The sequence below is a fragment of the Pelobacter propionicus DSM 2379 genome (genome assembly GCF_000015045.1).
Lineage (GTDB): Bacteria > Desulfobacterota > Desulfuromonadia > Geobacterales > Pseudopelobacteraceae > Pseudopelobacter > Pseudopelobacter propionicus.
This window is the reverse complement of sequence record NC_008609.1, coordinates 3,595,033-3,614,823: the sequence shown is the minus strand read 5'-3', so window position 1 is coordinate 3,614,823 and position 19,791 is coordinate 3,595,033. Positions and strand designations below refer to the sequence as shown.

The 19,791-nt window shown below is 62.3% G+C and carries 14 protein-coding genes; 11 read left to right on the top strand and 3 right to left on the bottom strand.

The genetic code is table 11. The annotated features are described in order from the left end of the window. Positions 1-4 precede the first annotated feature (4 nt). Both PPRO_RS16335 and PPRO_RS16330 read left to right on the top strand, forming a co-directional pair. Positions 5-1,777 (top strand): SulP family inorganic anion transporter, encoded by a 1,773-nt coding sequence (locus tag PPRO_RS16335; RefSeq protein ID WP_011737090.1) that lies wholly within the window; start codon positions 5-7, stop codon positions 1,775-1,777. Positions 1,778-1,835: 58 nt separating this feature from the next. Further along, positions 1,836-2,690 carry a 1,4-dihydroxy-6-naphthoate synthase gene (locus tag PPRO_RS16330; protein WP_011737089.1) on the top strand — a complete coding sequence of 285 codons (855 nt, stop codon included), beginning with the start codon at positions 1,836-1,838 and terminating at the stop codon, positions 2,688-2,690. 27 nt (positions 2,691-2,717) lie between these two features. Here PPRO_RS16330 and PPRO_RS16325 read toward each other — a convergent pair whose 3' ends face one another. Both PPRO_RS16325 and PPRO_RS16320 read right to left on the bottom strand, forming a co-directional pair. Further along, positions 2,718-3,515, bottom strand: coding sequence for a M48 family metallopeptidase (locus tag PPRO_RS16325; protein WP_011737088.1), 798 nt, complete (start codon positions 3,513-3,515; stop codon positions 2,718-2,720). A 160-nt stretch (positions 3,516-3,675) separates the two neighbouring features. After that, positions 3,676-4,098, bottom strand: a complete 423-nt coding sequence (locus PPRO_RS16320; RefSeq protein ID WP_011737087.1) for an ankyrin repeat domain-containing protein — start codon at positions 4,096-4,098, stop codon at positions 3,676-3,678. Positions 4,099-4,596: 498 nt separating this feature from the next. Between PPRO_RS16320 and yihA the strand changes: the two genes are divergently transcribed. The 3 genes from yihA (at position 4,597) to mqnB (ending at position 6,854) form a co-directional block, all read left to right on the top strand. Beyond that, entirely contained in the window at positions 4,597-5,199 is a 603-nt protein-coding gene (yihA, locus tag PPRO_RS16315) for a ribosome biogenesis GTP-binding protein YihA/YsxC (protein ID WP_011737086.1), read from the top strand. Between the two features lie 72 nt (positions 5,200-5,271). Further along, a complete protein-coding gene (gene folE2 / locus PPRO_RS16310; RefSeq protein ID WP_041532924.1) occupies positions 5,272-6,045 on the top strand; it encodes a GTP cyclohydrolase FolE2 in 774 nt (257 codons plus the stop codon). 41 nt (positions 6,046-6,086) lie between these two features. Further along, the gene (gene mqnB, locus PPRO_RS16305; RefSeq protein ID WP_011737084.1) at positions 6,087-6,854 is read left to right on the top strand and encodes a futalosine hydrolase; all 768 of its coding nucleotides are present in this window, start codon (positions 6,087-6,089) and stop codon (positions 6,852-6,854) included. A 78-nt stretch (positions 6,855-6,932) separates the two neighbouring features. Here mqnB and PPRO_RS16300 read toward each other — a convergent pair whose 3' ends face one another. Further along, on the bottom strand, positions 6,933-8,378 hold the full coding sequence (locus tag PPRO_RS16300) for a chloride channel protein (RefSeq protein ID WP_011737083.1): 1,446 nt from the start codon (positions 8,376-8,378) through the stop codon (positions 6,933-6,935). A gap of 209 nt (positions 8,379-8,587) precedes the next feature. On the opposite strand from PPRO_RS16300, the gene PPRO_RS16295 reads away from it, so the two are divergent. The 6 genes from PPRO_RS16295 (at position 8,588) to PPRO_RS16270 (ending at position 19,789) form a co-directional block, all read left to right on the top strand. Beyond that, positions 8,588-9,052: a MarR family winged helix-turn-helix transcriptional regulator gene (locus PPRO_RS16295; RefSeq protein ID WP_011737082.1), complete on the top strand. Its 465-nt coding sequence runs from the start codon at positions 8,588-8,590 to the stop codon at positions 9,050-9,052. Between the two features lie 159 nt (positions 9,053-9,211). Next, the gene (locus PPRO_RS16290; protein ID WP_011737081.1) at positions 9,212-11,455 is read left to right on the top strand and encodes an alpha,alpha-trehalose-phosphate synthase (UDP-forming); all 2,244 of its coding nucleotides are present in this window, start codon (positions 9,212-9,214) and stop codon (positions 11,453-11,455) included. Continuing rightward, positions 11,452-12,243, top strand: coding sequence for a trehalose-phosphatase (gene otsB / locus PPRO_RS16285; protein ID WP_011737080.1), 792 nt, complete (start codon positions 11,452-11,454; stop codon positions 12,241-12,243). Before PPRO_RS16290 ends, otsB begins: the two co-directional genes overlap by 4 nt. A 237-nt stretch (positions 12,244-12,480) precedes the next feature. Then, complete coding sequence (treZ, locus tag PPRO_RS16280; protein ID WP_011737079.1) at positions 12,481-14,346, top strand: malto-oligosyltrehalose trehalohydrolase; 1,866 nt, start codon at positions 12,481-12,483, stop codon at positions 14,344-14,346. Positions 14,347-14,351: 5 nt separating this feature from the next. Further along, positions 14,352-16,805 (top strand): DUF3536 domain-containing protein, encoded by a 2,454-nt coding sequence (locus tag PPRO_RS16275; RefSeq protein WP_011737078.1) that lies wholly within the window; start codon positions 14,352-14,354, stop codon positions 16,803-16,805. After that, entirely contained in the window at positions 16,802-19,789 is a 2,988-nt protein-coding gene (locus tag PPRO_RS16270; RefSeq protein WP_011737077.1) for a malto-oligosyltrehalose synthase, read from the top strand. Before PPRO_RS16275 ends, PPRO_RS16270 begins: the two co-directional genes overlap by 4 nt. The last annotated feature ends 2 nt before the right edge of the window (positions 19,790-19,791 follow it).

Here is a 19,791-nt window from a genome sequence, read left to right as displayed (position 1 = left end):
GGGTATGTCCCTGAACGCTCCGGAGACGGTCGCCACCCTGATCCGTAGCGTCCGTACGGTCAACGTGCGTCGCTGGCTGCCGGGAGTGGCCGTGCTGCGGCGCTACGACCGGCACCTGCTTACGCGCGATCTGGCGGCGGGGGTGGTGCTGGCGGCACTGATGGCGCCGGTGGGAATCGGCTATGCCGAAGCAGCCGGCCTGCCTCTTATCTGCGGCCTGTACGCCACCATCGTGCCGATGGTGGCGTACGCACTCTTGGGGCCGAGCCGCATCCTGGTGCTGGGGCCGGATTCGGCACTTGCGGCGCTGGTGGGCGCCACGGTCATCCCCCTGGCAGCGGGTGACGCCGGTCGCGCCGCGCTCCTTGCCGCGCTCTTGGCCCTCATGTCCGGCGTTCTCTGCGTCCTGGCCGGCATCGCCCGCTTCGGGTTCATAACCGACCTGCTCTCCAAGCCGATCCGCTACGGATACATGAACGGTATCGCCCTGACCCTGATGCTGGGGCAGCTCCCCAAGATCCTCGGTTTTTCGGTCAAGGGGGACAGTTTCCTGAGTCTGGCCGCCGGCCTTACGCGTGGGGTGCGGGACAGGATGGTCAACCCCACCGCCTGTCTGGTTGGCCTCGCCTGCCTGGGGATCATGTTCGGCGCTAAGCGCTGGTCCCCGCGCTTTCCCGGGGTCCTGGCAGCCCTGATCGCCGCCACCCTGGCCGTGACGCTGCTTCCCCTGGCGCAGGTGGCGGTGGTGGGGGCCCTGCCCCAGGGGCTGCCGGCATTCCGCATTCCGGTATCCAGCCCCGCGGAATGGATTTCCCTCTGTGCCGGCGCCCTGGCTATCGCTTTGGTCAGCATCGCCGAGATGAGCGTGCTGTCGCGCATCTACGCCCTGCGCGGCGGCTATTACGTGGATGACAACCAGGAACTGGTCGCCCTTGGCTTTGCCAACCTGGCCTGCGGCCTCTTCCAGGGCTTTCCGGTGAGCTGCAGCGCCTCCCGCACACCGGTGGCGGAATCGGCCGGCGCCAGGACCCAGATGACCGGCGTGGTGGGCGCGCTGCTCATCGCCCTGCTGCTGCTCTTCACTCCCGGTCTGATGCGACAGCTCCCCACGGCGGCCCTGGGGGCGGTGGTTATCTTCGCCTGTAGTTCCATGGTTGAGGTCTCCGCGGTCAGACGGCTGTACGGAGTGCGGCGGGGAGAGTTCTACCTCTCCCTGGTCTGTTTCCTGGGGGTGGTCTTTCTGGGGGTCATCCAGGGGATCTTCATCGCCGTGGGCATGGCGCTTCTGGCTTTCATCTGGCGTGCCTGGCGTCCCTACTGCGCCGTCCTGGGGCGCATCGATGGCATGAAAGGGTACCACGACATAACCCGCCACCCCGAGGCGCGGCAGATTCCGGGGCTGGTGCTCTTCCGCTGGGATGCCCCCCTGTTCTTCGCCAACGCCGAGATATTCCGCGAGCAGGCGCTCAGGGCGGTCTCCTGTGCCCCCACGCCCACCAGGTGGATTGTGGTGGCGGCCGAGCCGGTTACCGATATTGATATCACGGCCGCCGACGTGCTGGCCGAACTGGATGACGAACTGGAGCGTTCAGGCATCGAGCTCTGCTTTGCCCAGATGAAGGGGCCGGTCAAGGACCATCTCAAACGCTATGGCCTGTTTACCCAGCTGGGAACGAAAAATTTCTTTCCCACCATCGGGCAGGCCGTGGACCGCTATGTGGACACATTCCACGTGGACTGGATCGACTGGGAGGATGTGGATCTGCCGGTTGCCTGAGCCGGTAGTCCCACCCCCTCCTGGTCGAGCCGTCCCCCATACCCTCTCGGGAGTACCCATGAACGGACAACGTACCCTTTCGCTCGGCTTTTCACCCTGCCCCAATGACACCTTCATGTTCTATCCGCTGGTACACGGTCTGGTGGATACCTCTGGTATCTCCTATCGCGAGCGTCTGGAGGATGTGGAGACCCTCAACCGGTTGGCCTTGGCCGGCGCGTTGGATGTGAGCAAGGTCTCCTACCATGCCCTGGGGCATATCCGCGATGACTATGCACTGCTGCGCGCTGGCAGCGCCCTGGGGCGCGGTTGCGGGCCACTGCTGGTGGCGTCGCGGAGCATCGATCCCTGCGACCTGGGCTCCCAGACCATCGCCGTGCCGGGTCGCTATACCACCGCCCTGCTACTGCTGCGCCTGTTCAATCCGGGGCTCACGAACTTCCTGGTGATGCCTTTCAACGAGATCATGGACGCGGTGTTGCGGGGAGATGCGGATGCCGGGCTGATCATCCACGAATCCCGCTTCACCTACCAGGGGTATGGCCTGCGCAAGCTGGTGGACCTGGGAGAGTGGTGGGAGGGGGAGACCGGACTGCCGATCCCCTTGGGGGGGATCGTTGCCCGCCGTTCCCTGGGGGGGGCGACCATCGCGGCGGTGGAGCGCGCCCTGGCAGACGGCGTGGCATTTGCCCGCTCACACCCGGAGCAGGCGGCCCGCTACATCGGCGAGCATGCCCAGGAGATGAGCAGGGAGGTCTGCGCCGCCCACATCCAACTTTACGTCAATGACTTCTCAGTCGACCTGGGGGACGAGGGGGTGCGGGCCATCCACTGCCTGATGGAGCGGGGAGAGCGGGCAGGCATCATACCGGTGTCCGGGGCGCCGCTTTTTTGTGGAGAGCAGCACCCCTGACCGGACGTCTGCGCCGCCGGGAGCGTCTCAGGGTCGATAGTACTTCATCGCCTCGGGTATCAGGCGCTGGATGTTCTGGATGCGGGTCGCGTCCGCAGGGTGGGTGCTGAGAAACTCCGGTGTCGTATTTCCCCCCTTCTGGGCCGCCATGCGCTGCCAGAATCCCACCGCTTCGTTTGGGGAGTAGCCGGCCATGGCCATGAAGATCAGCCCCAGGTGATCGGCCTCGCTTTCCTGCAGGCGGCCGTAGGGGAGGATCGCCCCGTACTGCGAACCCAAGCCGTAGGCTGCCATCCAGAGTTGCTGCGTCGCTGCCGGTTGGGTCGACAGGGCCGTGGAGAGGGCCACACCACCCATCTGGGCCATCAGCCCCTGGCTCATGCGCTCGTTGCCATGCTCGGCAATGGCGTGGGCTATCTCATGCCCCATGACCACCGCCAGGCCGGTTTCATCCTTGGTCACCGGCAGGATGCCGGTGTAGACCACCACCTTGCCCCCCGGCATGCACCAGGCATTGAGCTGTTTGTCCTCCACCAGGTTGAACTCCCACTTGTAGTTGGCCAGCTGGCTGCTGAGGCCGTTGGAGGCGAAGTAGCGTTCGACGGCATTCTGTATTTTCAGCCCGACCCGTTTTACCATCTGGGTCTGCTCCTGGTTGGTGCTCAGCTTGTGCTCTTTCAGGAACTGGTCGTACTGCTGCAGGCTCATGGAGAGCATGGAAGAGCCGGGGATCAGGTTGAGTTGGGATCTGCCGGTGATCGGTACCGTGCTGCAGGCGCTCAGCAAGAGCAGGCAGGCGATGATGGCGAATATGCGGCGTGACATGGGTAACCTCCTCGTGAATGCGGTGTTTGCTCGCTATGATGTGTATACATCAATCGGGAGAGGGTGTCCATGATGAGGGCGTCAATGTGAAACGCGGATGAGGCGGGAGGAAGTGCACCCCGCGAACATCCGCGTTTCAGGTCTGTTCTGTCCGATCCGATCAGGCGTTGCCAGGTTTTGCGCGTTCGGCTTTCTTCAGCAGGGCGGCTGCCAGGGGGTGGCTGTTGTTTTCAGCGTACTGGGCCGCCGTGGTGCCGGCCGAGGTCTTGATGGAGGGGGTGGCGCCGCCGTCCAGCAGGGCCTGGATGGTCTTGTTGCAGCCGTAGATGGCTGCCAGCATGATCGGCGTATGCCCTTCACGGTCGCGCACGTCAACGCCGGCGCCCTTCTCCAGGAGCATCTGGACGATCTCGGTGTGGCCGTTGGCTGCGGCATAGTGCAGCACGGTCTTGCCCTTCATGCTGGTGGCGGTGACGTCCGCACCGCGACGCAGCAGATCCATGACGAATTCCTTCTGTCCCTCTTTTGCGGCATTGATCAGCGGCGTGTGTCCATGACGATCTTTTGCGTTTACGCTTTCCATGTGCATTTCCTCCTGATGGTGGTTGCCGGACGTGGGTGTCCGAGGTTCACGGTTAACGTGTCTGTGGCCCTGCCTTGGCTGAATGATGGGGGTGCTGCCTGGTGAACTACTCGAGAAGACGGTGAAAACGTGGGTTGAGTGGGTGAGGTCTGTGTTCTTGGTAAGGCAGGGGAAGATACCGTGGGAAGGATTGTCGCGGTCGGGGGTCTTGCGCTGCCGAATCCCCGCTCTCCGTCCGGCAAACCCGGGGTTGAAGGGCAAGATCAGTACAGCCTGCGGCTCCGTACCGCTCAGTGTCCTGTGCGACTCTATGTCGGGATCAGTCGGTATCATCGGGACCTGTCACCTGTTTGTTGGAGGAGAGGAACCAATACGTAACTCTCTATAGCACACCCGCGGTTCGAACACCACAGCATTTCGCTCTTTCCCCTGCCGGGGAAATAAGCGCTTGTATCCGTGAAGAACGGAACAGTATAATGCCGCTCACGGAGGATTACCATGGAGGTCATTAAGGCCGAGTTTATAAAAAGCGCAGTAAAACCTAAGGATTATCCTCTTGAAACCCTGCCGGAGGTCGCCTTTGTCGGGCGCTCCAACGTGGGCAAATCGTCGCTGATCAATGTACTGGCCAACCGCAAGTCCCTGGTGCGGACCAGTTCCACGCCGGGAAGAACGCAGCTGATCAACTTTTTTGACATCAACGGTGTTCTGACCCTGGTGGACCTGCCCGGTTACGGCTATGCCAAGGCCCCCCCCGATGTGCGCAAGCAGTGGGGTCCCATGATCGAGACCTATCTTGCCCGGCGCGGAAACCTGAGGGCCGTGGTGCTGATCCTGGACATCCGCCGCATCCCCTCGGACGGCGACCTGCAGATGCTGGGATGGCTGGAGACCTATGACATCCCGCCGATTTTCGTGCTGACCAAGTGCGACAAGCTCTCCAAGGTCGAACGTGCCAAGCAGACCGCGCTGATCGCCAGCGCCATCAAGCGAGACAGGAACGAACTGCTGCACTTTTCTGCCCTTTCCCGCGACGGGCGCGATGCCGTCTGGAAAGAGGTCCTGCGGCTGACCCTGGCGCAGGAGGAAGAACGGATTTAACCGTCAGGAAGGCATATGAAGAAGAAAACAGCGACACCGGGCGCGACGCCCGGCAGCTCCCCGGCCCAGGCCATGCCAGACATGCAGAAGCGGCCGGATCACCGCCGCATACCTATCTCCAAGGTGGGGGTCAAGGACATCAGCTACCCCATCGTGGTCATGGACAAAAATCGCTCGCTCCAGCACACCGTGGCGCGGGTCAACATGTACGTGGACCTGCCGCACCAGTTCAAGGGAACCCACATGAGCCGCTTCGTGGAGATCCTCAACCGCCACCGCGAGCAGATCGCCCTGGACAAGCTGGAGACGATCCTGGAGGAGATGAAGGCCAGGCTCGGGTCGGCCAGCGCCCATCTGGAGATCCAGTTCCCCTACTTCATCGACAAGCGTGCCCCGGTTTCCGGCGCCAGGAGCCTGATGGAGTATAGCTGCGAGTTCAGCGCCTCCCTGACCGACACCCTGGATTTCGTCCTGGGGGTCAGGGTACCGCTCACCTCGCTCTGCCCCTGCAGCAGGGAACTGGCGATCCATGGCGCCCACAACCAGCGCAGCATCATGACCGTACGGGTGCGCTACCGGGATTTCATCTGGATCGAGGACCTGGTGGAGTTGATCGAGCAGTGCGGCAGCAGCCCGCTCTACTCCCTGCTGAAGAGGGTGGACGAGAAGTACGTCACCGAGCAGGCCTACGAGAACCCCCGCTTTGTGGAGGACATGGTGCGTGAGGCTTACTCCCGCCTGGCCGGTATGGAGAATATCACCTGGTTCTCGGTGGAGACGGAGAATTTCGAGTCGATCCACAACCATTCCGCCTATGCCGCCGTGGAACTGGACCGGAGAGGCTGAACAGAGTTCAGCCCCGTTTCAGTACAGAGGGAAGCGCCAGCATGAGACCTGTCCTGATCATAACCGCCGTCCGCCAGGAAGCGAAGCTTTTGGAAAAGGCGCTGGTGGCGGCCTCGCGGGTGAATACCCCCGCCTTTGCGACCGTGAACGGCATGCTGGGTGGCATAGCGGTGGTGATCTGCGTGGCCGGAGTCGGCAAGATTAATGCCGCGGCAGCCACCGCCGCCCTGATCGAGCGCCACAAGCCGCGACTGGTGATCAACACCGGCTGCGCCGGCGCCTATCCGGGAAGTGGGCTTGCCATCGGCGACCTGGCGGTGGCAAGCGTGGAGATCCTGGGGGACGAAGGGGCGCTCACCTCCCTGGGCTGGCTGGGACTGCGGGAGATGAAGCTTCCCTACCTGGTGCAGGGCACCCGGCGCTACTACAACGAGATCCCGCTCTCCTGCCATATCTCCGAAAAAGCCGTGCAGTTGGCCGACTACTGCGGTATCGGCCTGGCCAGGGGGCGCTTCGTGACCGTCTCCACCTGCAGCGGAACAACCCTCAAGGGGGAGGAACTGGTGCACCGCTTCGGCGCCCTGGCCGAGAACATGGAGGGGGGAGCTGTTGCCCTGGTCTGCCTGCGTTACGGCGTAGACTGCCTTGAGATCAGGGGGATCAGCAACCTTGTGGAGGAGCGCAACCTGGAGAACTGGGACATATCCCGGGCAGTTGAGGCTGCCCAGCGTTTCGTGCTGAAATACCTGGAGGAGATGGACCGCCCCGACTCTCACCCGCCGCGGCACTCGGTCGTCCCCGACGTATGAGCTGAATCCCCGGAAACAGATGCTTTCACGCCTGAAACCTGAACTTGCTACTCCTGCCCCCCTCTTTCGTCCACCGCCTTATTCCCCGCTGTCCTGCTTCACACCGGTGTCTTTGCCGGTCCCTTCGCTCTCAATCGATGTGCGCCCCTCTTTGTGCGGGGTGCGCCGCTCATGGCGTGAGATATCCCGCAACCGGTGCGTCCCCCGCTCGATCAGCCCCACGAGGGACTTCTCCCGGTGGTTGACCCGGGCTCTCCGGAACTGCGACAGCGGTTTCCCCGTCTCCACCTTGAGTGACGTACTCTTCTGGATACCCAGGACCTGGCTGGAGTAGATGCTGCGGTAGCCGACGATCAGGAAACTGACCATGCAGGCCACGGCGGCATTGGGCGCGATTCCGGCGCCGAACAGCTCCATGGCCATCACCGATGCGGCGATGGGAGTGTTTGCCGCCCCCGCCAGAACCGCGGCCATGCCGATGATAGAGAAGGTCGCGATCTGCGGCTCGTTGAACAGCGAGGCGAACAGGTTGCCGGCCGAGGCGCCGATGAACATGATCGGCGTGACCACCCCGCCGCTGCCGCCGCTGCCGAGGGTGATGGCGGTGGCAACGCTCTTCACCAGCCAGGCTTCCACCGGAAGCACCGTCCCCTTAAGCCCCGCCTCGATGGTGTCGATCCCCAGCCCCAGGTAGCTGGTGGAGAGGAACTTGCCGATCAGAGCCAATAACGTCCCCCCCAGGAGCGCCTTGGGGATCGCGTTCCCGGCGCACGGGTTGAACAGGCGCTTGCTCAACTTCATCATTTCGATGAACAGCAGGGCGATCAGGCCGCACCAGACTCCCAGCAGAAGCATCTCCGCGAAACTCCAGCCGGTGAGCCGGGGGATGGCGCTGGCCACCAGGTGGGGGTACTCAACCCCCAGCTGGGAAGCCACGTGAAAACCGATGATCCCGGCGACAAAGGAGGGAAAGAGCACATCGTACATCATCTGGCCCAGCACCAGCACCTCCACGCCGAAGAGGGCGCCGGCGATGGGGGTGCCGAATACGGTGGCGAAACCGGCACTGATACCGCAGATGACCAGCTTGCGCTGGTCAACGTCATCCAGCCTCATGAGGCGGCCGAAGGCCGAGGCCAGGCCGGCGCCGATCTGGGCGCTGGGGCACTCCTTCCCTGCCGACCCGCCGCCGGCGATGGTGACCACCGTGGCGATCAGCTTGATCGGCAGGGAGAGAAGCGGCATCCTCCCCATGTTCTGGTGGACCGCCTCGATGATAGCGTCGGTTCCCCGACAGACGCTGGCCGGCGAAAAGCGGGTGACGAACAGGCTGCAGACGACCAGGGTAACGGGGAGCAGCAGATAGTAGTCGGGGATCAGGGCAAACAGCCGGGTCGCCTGGGCCAGTGCCCAGAGAAACAGGGTTGTGCCGCATCCTGACAGGATGCCGACGATCGAGGCATAGCAGGTCCACTTGACGACGCTGGCGAGGAGGGTGAACTGTTCGGATATGTTTGGCCGCACGGGAGATCCTTGGGAACGCGAACAACCGGCGGGGAAAGGGCCGGTTGTTCGCGCTGGAGGGTGGAGATAGGCAGGGCTTTGTTGTCGGCCGCCGTTTGTTGTGATGAAACATTGCCTTGACGAAGCGCCTGCGTGTCAATATAGTTTGTGTGACAAATTATTTGTCCCGGCAAGTGTATTTTGTCAAGGCAATTTTGGGGGAAGCTACCATGGATGACAGGAAAGAGGTAATCGGAGATATCATCGACAATCTGAGGAGAATTTATCAGGCTGTCAGCGCGTATTCCAAGGATGTGGTCAGGGATACCGGACTGACCGCTCCCCAGCTCTGGGCGCTGAAGATCCTGAAATGCGAATCTCCACTGATGGTGTCGGTACTGGCGCGTCGCATGTGCCTGCATCCGGCGACGGTGGTGGGTATCCTCGATCGCCTGGAGGCCAAGGAACTGGTCACGCGTGTACGTTCCCGCCAGGACCGCCGGGTGGTTGAGCTGAACCTGACCGAATCAGGAGAAAAGATCCTTGCCGATGCCCCCGAGGTCGCCCAGTCCATGCTGATCAAGGGGCTGGATACGCTGTCGGACGAACAGCGGCGCTGCGTCCGGGAGGGAATGGAGCTGGTGGTGCGGATACTCGCCGCGGAAGGGATCAAGCCCCTGCCCCTGCAAGCATAGCGATCCCGGGACTAGGCTGAGGAACCGACAACTATGGAAAAATCTGCGGTATATCGATAATGATGCATATGCGTTCCGACGAACGACCTCCGAGCCGTGCTCCGCCCCTCCGGGGGGAGCACGGCACCGGGTATGAACCTCTGCTGCAAAGGAGTATGCATGAAGCCTCTTCGTTCACTTCGCTTGTCTTTGCGTTTCATTATTCCCCTCGTCGTGGCCCTGACCCTGTTGGCCTTTGCGGTGGTGCCGTTGGTGGAAAAGCTGTCTCTGCGCTGGTTTGTCAGGGACCTGGATATCCGTTCCCGCATGATCGCCAGCAGCATGCGGGAACCGCTGGAGGAGTTCCTGGCAACGGAAAACAGGGCCAAGATCAGGGCGCTGTTCCTGCGCGCCGCTCAGGATGAACGTCTGTTGGCCATCGGGTATTGCGATGAAGATGGGAAGCTTGTCTATCGTACCCCCAACTTCCCCGCCGCCCGCGCCTGTCCCCCTCCCCATCCGTCACTACGAGAATCCACGATCGTGTCGAATCTGCCCCAAGGGGCGGTTCATATCTCAGCCCATGCCCTGTTCCTGGAGGGAAAACTTTCCGGATGGCTGGTGCTGGTTCATGACATGAGCTTTGTCGAGCACCGCAGCGCCGAGACCCGCAAGTATATCATCGCCCTGTTTGCCGCACTCGGTGTGGTCATCTCACTGATCACGGTATTCGTGGCCCATCTGAGCTGGAGGGGCTGGATGGAAGGGGTTCGGGCCATGCTGCGCGGCGAGGGGATCCTGCGCCCGTTCGGGCAGCAGCACGTCCCGGATCCGGAACTGCAGCCTCTGGTGGGAGACCTGCGGGCACTGCTGCGGAGCATGGATGTCGAGCGCCGTTTCACAGATGACTCCACCATTACCTGGAGCCCCGATTCCCTGCGCAGTTTGTTGCATAAGCAGTTGGCCGGAGAGCGGATCATCGTGGTTTCCAATCGGGAACCCTATATCCACCTCAAAAAAGAGGACCGCATCGAAGTTAACCGTCCCGCCAGTGGTCTGGTAACCGCTGTCGAACCGGTCATGCGCGCCTGCTCCGGGACCTGGATTGCCCACGGTAGCGGCAGTGCCGACCGGGAGACCGTCGACCGTCATGACCGGGTGGCCGTCCCGCCCGATCATCCCGAATACCGGCTTCGCCGCATCTGGCTGACCACGGAAGAGGAAAACGGTTACTACTACGGTTTTGCCAATGAGGGGCTCTGGCCGCTCTGTCATATCGCCCATGTGCGCCCCATTTTCCGTACCAGCGACTGGCAGTCGTACGTGGCCATCAACCAGCGCTTCGCCGATGCTGTGGTTCGGGAGGCGGACAGCGACGATCCGGTGGTACTGGTGCAGGATTACCACTTCGCTCTGCTACCGGGCATGGTCCGCGCGGCACTGCCCAAGGCTACCATAATCACCTTCTGGCACATTCCCTGGCCCAACCCGGAGTCGTTCGGTATTTGCCCCTGGCGGGAAGAGCTGCTGCGGGGGATGCTGGGAAGCACTATCCTCGGTTTCCACACCCCCTTCCATTGCAAGAATTTCCTTGAGACCGTTGATCGTTATCTGGAAACCCGTATCGAACATGAATCATCGACCATCTCGCGACGTGGCAATCTGACCCTGGTGGAAAGCTATCCTATCTCGATCCAGTGGCCGCCCGCCTGGGAGAAAAATCTGCCTTCCGTCGAGCAGTGCCGAAGCGAAGTGCGTGCGGCATTGGGACTTCCCGTGCACCACAGAATAGGCATCGGGGTGGATCGCCAGGACTACACCAAGGGAATCCTGGAACGGTTCCGGGCCGTGGAGAAAATGCTGGAACTGCATCCGGAACTGGTGGGCAACTTCACCCTTATTCAGATCGCCGCCCCAACCCGCTCGGCGCTTGAGGATTACCAGACATTCGAAGCACAGGTCCGCAACCTGGCCATCCGGATCAATCAGCGTTTTTCCCGTGGAAACTGGCAGCCTATCTGCCTCAAGGTCGAACATCATGAACCTGAACAGGTCAATCGATACTACCGTGCGGCGGATGTCTGTGTGGTGACCAGCCTGCACGATGGCATGAATCTGGTGGCAAAGGAGTTCGTGGCGGCCAGAGAGGATGAGCGGGGAGTGCTGGTTTTGAGTCAGTTCACCGGGGCGGCTCATGAGTTGCACGAATCCCTGATTGTCAACCCCTACCATATCGAACAGACCGCTGATGCCATCCATCGGGCGCTTACCATGCCGGAAGAGGAACAGCGCGAGCGGATGCACAGCATGCGCATGCTGGTGCGCGACTTCAACGTCTACCGCTGGGCCGGCAGGATGCTGCTGGACGCTGCCCGCATCCGGCAGCGGGAAAAACTGGCGGCGCGCATTGGAGAAAGATCATGATCCAGAACAGACCGGGACGCTACCTGCTGGACGATGCCGGATTGACGGAGCTTAGGTCATTCGTTGATGCAGGCACGCTCCTGGCTTTTGACCTTGATGGAACCCTGGCGCCAATCGTGGCCGACCCGTCGGCCATCGTGATTCCCGGCCATATCCAGGAGAGTATGGCCCGCCTTTGTGCCATGGCAACTGTCGTCATACTGACCGGCCGTGGCCGTGAGGATGCCTTATCCTTTCTCGGCTTTGAGCCGTGCATGGTTGTGGGCAATCACGGCGCGGAGGGACTGCCCGGATGGGAGGAACGCGAACGGGAGTTCAGGGAGCTCTGCGCCGGCTGGAAGCAACAGCTTCACCTGTCTCTGGCCGGCACTTCCAGCGGCATTTTCCTGGAAGACAAGCGACTGTCGCTGTCACTCCATTATCGCAACGCAGCAGGCCGGGGTGAGGCCTTTGCGACGATCATAGAGGCGATCGGGGCACTGGTGCCCGCTCCGGAGCGGATTTCAGGCAAGTTCGTGGAGAACGTCGTACCGCGGGGTGCGCCTCGCAAGGGGCGTGCCCTGTTGGACACCCTGCGCTATCTGGGTACGGGGCGGGCGTTGTATGTAGGAGACGACGCCACGGACGAGGACGTGTTCCGCCTGCGCAACGAGCGAATATTCGGAGTCAGGGTGGGTGCGAGTTCCTCGACAGCGGCAGACTATTATCTGAAAGACCAGCAGGAAATCGACCGTGTGCTCCGTGAGATCATTGACATTCTCTCGCATCCTTCCTGCGATGCGGCCTAGGCCCTGCCCCATCCTCTCCTTCGACGAAGCAGCTATGCTTTCCGCTAAACTCTGGCACAATTGAAGAGATCCACCTGTCCGGCCGCTTCGGCAAGGCTTCGGCACTTTTCCCAGCCCTGACCTGATTTCCGACGATCCGCTGGGTGGCGAAGGGAGGCATGCCATGGGACTGTTGGCTGTCATGGATCGTACGCTTACCGCTCCTCCGGCCAGCGTGCCTTCAGGGAAGCTGGGGCGATGAACGCGGGATGGAGCGACAACTCCGCCGGATATGGCGGCGGGAAAGCCGCCCTTGGCGCCTTTCCCCTGGGAGACGGCTGCACCCTTTTCCGGGTCTGGGCGCCGCGGGCGCGGGAGGTGGCACTGCTGATCGAGGAAGATGCCCGGCCGCCCATCCCCCTGGCCCACGAGGGGGACGGCTACTTTAGCAGCGTCGTCTCCGGCGTCGGCCCTGGCGCTCGCTATCGCTATCGCCTGGACCACGGGGCCGCCTTTCCCGATCCCGCCTCGCGCTTTCAGCCGCTGGGGGTGCACGGGCCATCCCAGGTGGTGGACCAGGGGTGCTACCAGTGGCACGACGGAGAGTGGCGCGGCATGCCTTTGGAGCGCTACATCATCTATGAACTGCATGTGGGCGCCTTCACCCCCCAGGGCACCTTCGACGCTGTTATTTCACGCCTGGACTACCTGGCCGAACTGGGTGTCACCGCCCTGGAGCTGATGCCGGTGGCCCAGTTCCCGGGAGAGCGCAACTGGGGCTACGACGGCACCTTCCCCTTCGCCCCCCAGAACAGCTACGGCGGCCCGGAAGGGCTGAAAAGGTTGGTGGACGCCTGCCACGGCCGGGGGATGGCGGTGATCCTGGACGTGGTCTACAACCACCTGGGACCGGAGGGGAACTACCTGCACCCCTATGGTCCCTACTTCACCGACCGCTACCGCACCCCCTGGGGAGATGCGGTCAACTTCGACGGACCGGACAGCGACCCGGTCCGCCACTACGTCATCTCCAGCGCCCTGCAGTGGGTTGTGGACTACCACCTGGATGCCCTGCGGCTGGACGCCATCCATGGTATATTTGATTTTGGCGCCCGACACATCCTGGGAGAACTGGCCTGTGAGCTGCACCGCCGGCAGGAAGCCCTGGGGCGCCCCGTGTACCTGATCGCCGAAAGCGATCTGAACGACACTCGGGTGATCCTCCCCCCGGAGCGGGGAGGGCATGGTCTTGATGCCCAGTGGAACGACGATTTTCACCATGCTCTGACCGCCTTTCTGACCGGCGAGCGGAGCGGCTACTATGCCGACTTCGGCTCCTTCGGCCAACTGGTCAAGGCCTTTGAGCAGGGCTTCGTGCTGAGCGGAGGCTATTCTGTTTTCAGGAGGCGTCGCCATGGCAGCTCTTCGGCCGACTGTCCCCCCTCCCGGCTGGTGGTATTCTCCCAGAACCACGACCAGGTGGGCAACCGCATGGCCGGTGACCGGCCCCATGAACGGCTCGACCCTGCCCGGCTCAGGCTGGCGGCCGCGGCGGTGCTGCTCTCCCCCTGCCTGCCGCTGATCTTCATGGGCGAGGAGTATGCCGATCCGGCCCCCTTCCCCTATTTCATCAGTCACGGCGATCCCGGGCTGGTGGCGGCGGTGCGCGAGGGGCGGCGCAGGGAGTTCGCCTCCTTCATGCATCAGGGTGAGATGCCCGACCCCCAGGATGAGACCACCTTCCGCTCGGCCCGGCTGGACCTCGGCCTGCACCGCGTCGGCGAGCATGGCCGGCTGTTCGCCTTCTACCGGGAGCTGATCCGGCTGCGCAAGGAGCTCCTGCCGGTGTCGCGCTTCCGGGATGGGGAGATGGCCCTTGCGGCCGATGAGGGGCGCCAGATCCTGAGCATCGTGCGCCACGCCTCCTGGGGGCGGCTGCTCTGCCTGCTCAATTTCAGCTCCACCAGTCAGTACGTTTGCTTGCCCGGCGGGGAATGGTTCCCCTTGCTGGATTCCGTAGCCCTGGAATTTCCGTCTGATCGTTCCTGCTGCGCAGGAAGCACAGCCGGTGGGCCGCGACTGCTACTCGCTCCCTTCGGCGTGGCGCTCTTCGGAAAAGGATAAATAAAGTGGAACGTTTCGTCTGCATCCATGGCCATTTCTACCAGCCCCCACGGGAAAACCCCTGGCTTGAGGTAGTCGAGATTCAGGATTCAGCCTATCCCTACCATGACTGGAACGAGCGCATCACCGCCGAGTGCTATGCACCCAACACAGCCGCACGGAATCTGGATGGCGAGGGGAACATCATGGGCATCGTCAGCAACTATGCCCGAATCAGCTTCAATTTCGGCCCGACCCTTCTCTCCTGGATGGAACGTTTCGCTCCCGAAACCTACCGGGCGATCTTGGCGGCGGACCAGCAGAGCATCAGCTGGCGTTCCGGCCATGGCGCCGCCCTGGCCCAGGTGTACAACCACGTCATCATGCCCCTGGCCCCCCTGGCCGACAAGCGGACCCAGGTGCGCTGGGGGATCGAGGATTTCCGGCATCGTTTCCGGCGCCTTCCCGAAGGGATGTGGCTGGCGGAGACCGCCGCGGACACGGAAACCCTGGAGGTGCTGGTCGAGGAGGGGATCCTCTTCACCATCCTGGCCCCCCGCCAAGCCGCGCGGGTCAGGAGAATAGGCGCCGAAAGGTGGAAGGATGTGGGCGGCTCACGCATCGACCCTTCGCGCCCCTATCTCTGCCGGCTTCCCTCCGGCCGTTCCATCGTGCTCTTCTTCTACGACGGCCCCATTTCACAGGCGGTGGCTTTTGAAAAACTGCTCGACAGCGGAGAGCAGTTCGCTACCCGTTTGATGTCCGGATTTTCGGCTTACCGTAGTCATCCCCAGCTGGTGCACATCGCCACCGATGGCGAGACCTACGGCCATCACCACCAGTTCGGCGAAATGGCGCTGGGGCGTGCCTTGGACCAGATCGAACTGAACGGGCTGGCCCGTTTGACCAACTACGGCGAGTATTTGGAACTTCATCCCCCCACCCACGAAGTGCGGATTGTCGAGAACGGCTCCTGGAGCTGCGAGCATGGTATCGAGCGTTGGAGGAACGACTGTGGCTGCAATTCTGGCGGAAACCACGGCTGGAACCAGCGATGGCGCCGCCCCCTGCGGGATGCTCTGGACTGGCTCAGGGGGGAACTGGCGCTCTGCTTTGAGCGGGAAGCTTCCGGCTACCTGCGGGACCCGTGGGGGGCGCGCGACGACTACATCCGGGTCATGCTGGACCGCTCCGAGGACAACGTGGCCGCCTTCCTGAACAGGCATTCCCGGTGTCCACTGTGCGAGGGGGATACGGTGGTGCTGCTCCGGCTTCTGGAGATGCAGCGCCACTCCCTCCTCATGTATACCAGCTGCGGATGGTTCTTTGACGAACTGTCGGGGCTGGAGACGGTTCAGATTCTCCAGTATGCCGGACGGGCCGTGCAACTTGCTGAAATGCAGCACTGCCAGTCCATCAAGGGTGCCTTTCTGGAGCGATTGGCCCTGGCCGCCAGCAATCTGGCGGAATGGGGGACCGGGGCCGATATTTACGCCCGCTGCGTGGAACCGGCCCGGGTCGATCTGATCCGGGTCGGCGCCCATTACGCCGTCAGCTCTGTCTTCGAAGAGTACGGTGAGGTGACCGAGATCTTCAGTTACCGCATCCTGCGGGAGGAACTGCTGGTTCTGTCGTCCGGCCCCATGAAGTTGGCGCTGGGAAAGGTGTTCATTCGCTCCTCCATTACCCGTTCCTCTGACAGGGTCAGCTTCTGCACTCTCTCCTTTGGCGGTCACGCCCTGAACTGCGGCGTGCGCTCCTTCCTGGGGAAAGATGCCTACCAGGCCATGAAAAAGGAGGTTGTCGGTGCCTTCGACTGCGCCGATTTTGCCGCCATCATCAGACTGTTGGATATCCATTTCGGCATGCACACCTACTCCCTCAGGGATCTGTTCCGGGATGAACAGCGCCACATCCTGAACCTGATCATCGCCGGTACGCTTCAGGAGTTCGAGGACAGGTTTTTCACCCTCTTCGAAAACAACCGCAGACTGATGAGCGTCCTGAGGGAAACCGGCATGCCGGTGCCGCGCTGCTTTATGACGACCGCAGAGACGGCCCTCAACCAGGAGTTGCAGAAGATATTCACCGCGGACATCATTCATATGGAGCATCTCAGGGAGGTGGTCAGAGCGGTCGGTGAATGGCGCGTGGCCGTGGATGACGTGAGACTGGAATTCATAATCCGCCGCAGGCTGGAAGGGGCCATGCTGGCGCTCCTGGAGAAACCGGAAGATGCGTCTCTCATGACGGTGGTGCTGCAGCTGGTGGAAGCTATTACGGCTCTGCCGCTCAAGGTAAACCTGTGGCAGACACAGAACCTGTTTGCCGCCATGCTGCGCTCGAATGCGGGTGAGCTCAGAGCTGCTGATGGCGGAGAGGATAATCGCGGTTCCTGGCGCAGTGCGATCCACAACCTTGGCAGGCTGTTGTATTTCAATGTTCCGGAACTGCTGGCAGCGAAGGAGGGAGATTCGTGAAGGGCACGGGGCTGAGGATACCGCTGGTGACCTACCGGCTGCAGTTCAACGCTGCTTTCCACTTCAACGATGCGCGGGAGATCGTTCCCTACCTGCACGAACTGGGTATCAGCGACATCTACGCCTCGCCCTACTTTAAGGCCTATCCGGGCAGCCCGCACGGCTACGACATACATGACCACAACTGCCTCAATCCGGAGATCGGCTCTCCCGAAGAGTACGGCGAGATGGTCGATGAGCTGAAGCGCCGGGACATGGGGCAGATACTGGATATCGTGCCCAACCACATGTGCATCGAGGGGCAGGGCAACGCCTACTGGATGGATGTGCTGGAAAACGGCCCCAGTTCCCCCTTTGCGGACTTTTTCGACATCGACTGGCACCCGGTCAAGCAGGAGCTGGAAAACAAGATCCTGATCCCGATCCTGGGCGACCAGTACGGCACGGTGCTGGAAAACGGGGAACTGTGCCTCTGCTTCGACGAGGGCTCCTTCTTCGTCTCCTACTACGACCACAGGCTTCCCGTCATCCCCAAGACCTACAGTCATATGCTGACCCTGGGGATTGACGCCCTGGAGGAGGAACTGGGAACCGCCGCCCCCCAGTTTCAGGAGCTTCTGAGTATCATCACCTCCCTCGGCCATCTGCCACCGGTTAACGAGCAGGTTCCCGAGCGTATCGTTGAGCGCTACCGGGAGAAGGAGGTCGTCAAGCGCCGCCTGTGGAGCCTGTACCAGAACAGCGACGCGATCAGGGAGTTTGTCCAGCGCAATCTGACGCTGTTCAATGGAACCAGGGGCAATCCGCGCAGCTATGACCTGTTGGACGCACTGTTGCGAGAGCAGGTCTACCGTATCTCCCACTGGCGCGTTGCCACGGAGGAGATCAACTATCGCCGGTTCTTCGATATCAACTCCCTGGGCGCCATCAGGATGGAGGATCCGCGGGTCTTTGCCGAGACCCACCGGCTGATCTTCGAGCTGGTGGCGTCGGGCAACGTCAGCGGCCTGCGCGTTGATCACGCCGACGGTCTGCGGGATCCGGAGGAGTATTTCCGCAGGCTCCAGTCGGCCTGTTTCGCGCGCCTGTATCGCTTCCCCCGCGAAGAGACCGAATCCGCGGGGGAAGGGGACCGGGATGCGGAAGCCGACGTGCATGAGGCCTATGAACGCGTCATGGCTCAGGATCCACTCCACCCCCCCTTTTACATCGTGGGTGAGAAGATCCTGCTCAAGGGGGAGAGCCTGCCGGACAGCTGGCAGGTTTTCAGCACCACCGGCTACGAGTTCGCCAATCAGGTCAACGGCCTGTTCGTGGAAACCTCCAATGCCAAGGTCTTCGAGACACTGTATACACGCTTCCTGCAGCACCGCATAGACTTCCGCGATGCGGTGTACGAGAAAAAGAAGCTGGTTATGCAGGTGTCCATGTCCAGCGAGATCAACACCCTGGGCCACTACCTGAACAGGCTGTCGGAGCAGAACCGGCATACCCGGGATTTCACCCTCAACAGCCTGATCAAGGCCATCGTCGAGGTGATCGCCTTCTTTCCGGTGTACCGCACCTACATCAACGATTTGGATGTTATGGAGCGGGACCGCCAGTACATCGAATCGGCCGTCGGCCGGGCAAAGCGCAAGAACCCGGCCATCAGCGACTCGGTATTCGATTTTGTCAGGGACATGCTGCTGCTGCGCTTCCCCGAAACTCTGGACGCTGAACAGCGCCAGGCCTGGCTGGATTTCGTGCTGCGCTTCCAGCAGATCACCGGTCCGGTCATGGCCAAGGGGGTGGAGGACACCGCCTTTTACCTCTACAACCGGCTGGTCTCCCTGAACGAGGTGGGGGGCAGCCCGGAGCGGTTCGGCACCACCCTGGAGGCCTTCCACGGCCTGAACCTGAAGCGCAGCAAGCAGCGTCCCCTGTCCATGCTGGCCACCTCGACCCACGACACCAAGCGCAGCGAAGACGTGCGCGCCCGCATCAACGTGCTCTCGGAGATTCCCGACCTGTGGCGGGAGGGGCTCACCCGCTGGAGCCGTCAGAACCGCCGGCACAAGATCATCGTGGACGGGAAACCGGCGCCCAGCCGCAATGAGGAGTACCTGCTTTACCAGACCCTGGTGGGGACCTGGCCCTTGTGCGGGAACGGGGATGACGATTTCCGGAGTTTCCGCCTGCGCATCAGGGAGTACATGCTCAAGGCCATGCGCGAGGCCAAGGTCCATACCAGCTGGATCAGCCCCAATTTGCCTCACGAGGATGCGGTGCTGCGCTTCATCGACCTGATCCTGGACGATTCTAGCCACAACGCCTTCCTGCGCGATTTTTCCTCTTTCCAGACCCTGACCGCCGCCTGCGGCATCTTCAACTCCCTCTCCCAGACCCTGCTCAAGATCTGCTCGCCCGGCATCCCCGACTTTTACCAGGGAAGCGAGCTGTGGGACTTCAGCCTGGTGGATCCCGACAACCGCCGTCCGGTGGATTTCAGCCTGAGAAGGGCGGCGCTGGACGACCTGCTGCGCAGGGAGGCTGAACACGGCCCGCTGGAGACCGCCCGCCACCTGCTGGCCTGCCGCCGGGACGGACGCGTCAAGTTGCATCTGATTCGCACAGCGCTGGCCTTCCGCCGCGACAATCGCGCCCTGTTCGAATCGGGGCGCTACCAGCCCCTGACGGTGGAGGGGTGCCTCCAGGAGCATGTCTGCGCATTCCTGCGTTCGTTCAACGGCGTTTCGGCCCTGGTGGTCGTGCCGCGCTTCTGCAGCCGCCTGACCGGCGCCGGCGGAGCCCTTCCACTGGGGATGGAACTGTGGCGTGACACCCGGGTCATGCTCCCCCGCGAGAGCGCGTTGCTCCGTTACCGCAACATCTTTACTTCTGAATTCCTCACGCCGGCCCAGGGGGAACAGGGACTGAGCCTTGCCCTGGGGGAACTCCTCGCCGCGTACCCCGTGGCCCTGCTGGATCGAGGTGGCGCTTGATC

Excerpts from the sequence above, each read along its gene's own strand:
- PPRO_RS16290 (WP_011737081.1), top strand. The coding sequence starts at position 9,212 with ATGAAGCCTCTTCGTTCACTTCGCTTGTCTTTGCGTTTCATTATTCCC.
- treZ (WP_011737079.1), top strand. The coding sequence starts at position 12,481 with ATGAACGCGGGATGGAGCGACAACTCCGCCGGATATGGCGGCGGGAAA.
- PPRO_RS16335 (WP_011737090.1), top strand. The coding sequence starts at position 5 with ATGTCCCTGAACGCTCCGGAGACGGTCGCCACCCTGATCCGTAGCGTC.
- mqnB (WP_011737084.1), top strand. The coding sequence starts at position 6,087 with ATGAGACCTGTCCTGATCATAACCGCCGTCCGCCAGGAAGCGAAGCTT.
- folE2 (WP_041532924.1), top strand. The coding sequence starts at position 5,272 with ATGCCAGACATGCAGAAGCGGCCGGATCACCGCCGCATACCTATCTCC.
- PPRO_RS16295 (WP_011737082.1), top strand. The coding sequence starts at position 8,588 with ATGGATGACAGGAAAGAGGTAATCGGAGATATCATCGACAATCTGAGG.
- PPRO_RS16330 (WP_011737089.1), top strand. The coding sequence starts at position 1,836 with ATGAACGGACAACGTACCCTTTCGCTCGGCTTTTCACCCTGCCCCAAT.
- PPRO_RS16320 (WP_011737087.1), bottom strand. The coding sequence starts at position 4,098 with ATGGAAAGCGTAAACGCAAAAGATCGTCATGGACACACGCCGCTGATC.
- otsB (WP_011737080.1), top strand. The coding sequence starts at position 11,452 with ATGATCCAGAACAGACCGGGACGCTACCTGCTGGACGATGCCGGATTG.
- PPRO_RS16325 (WP_011737088.1), bottom strand. The coding sequence starts at position 3,515 with ATGTCACGCCGCATATTCGCCATCATCGCCTGCCTGCTCTTGCTGAGC.
- yihA (WP_011737086.1), top strand. The coding sequence starts at position 4,597 with ATGGAGGTCATTAAGGCCGAGTTTATAAAAAGCGCAGTAAAACCTAAG.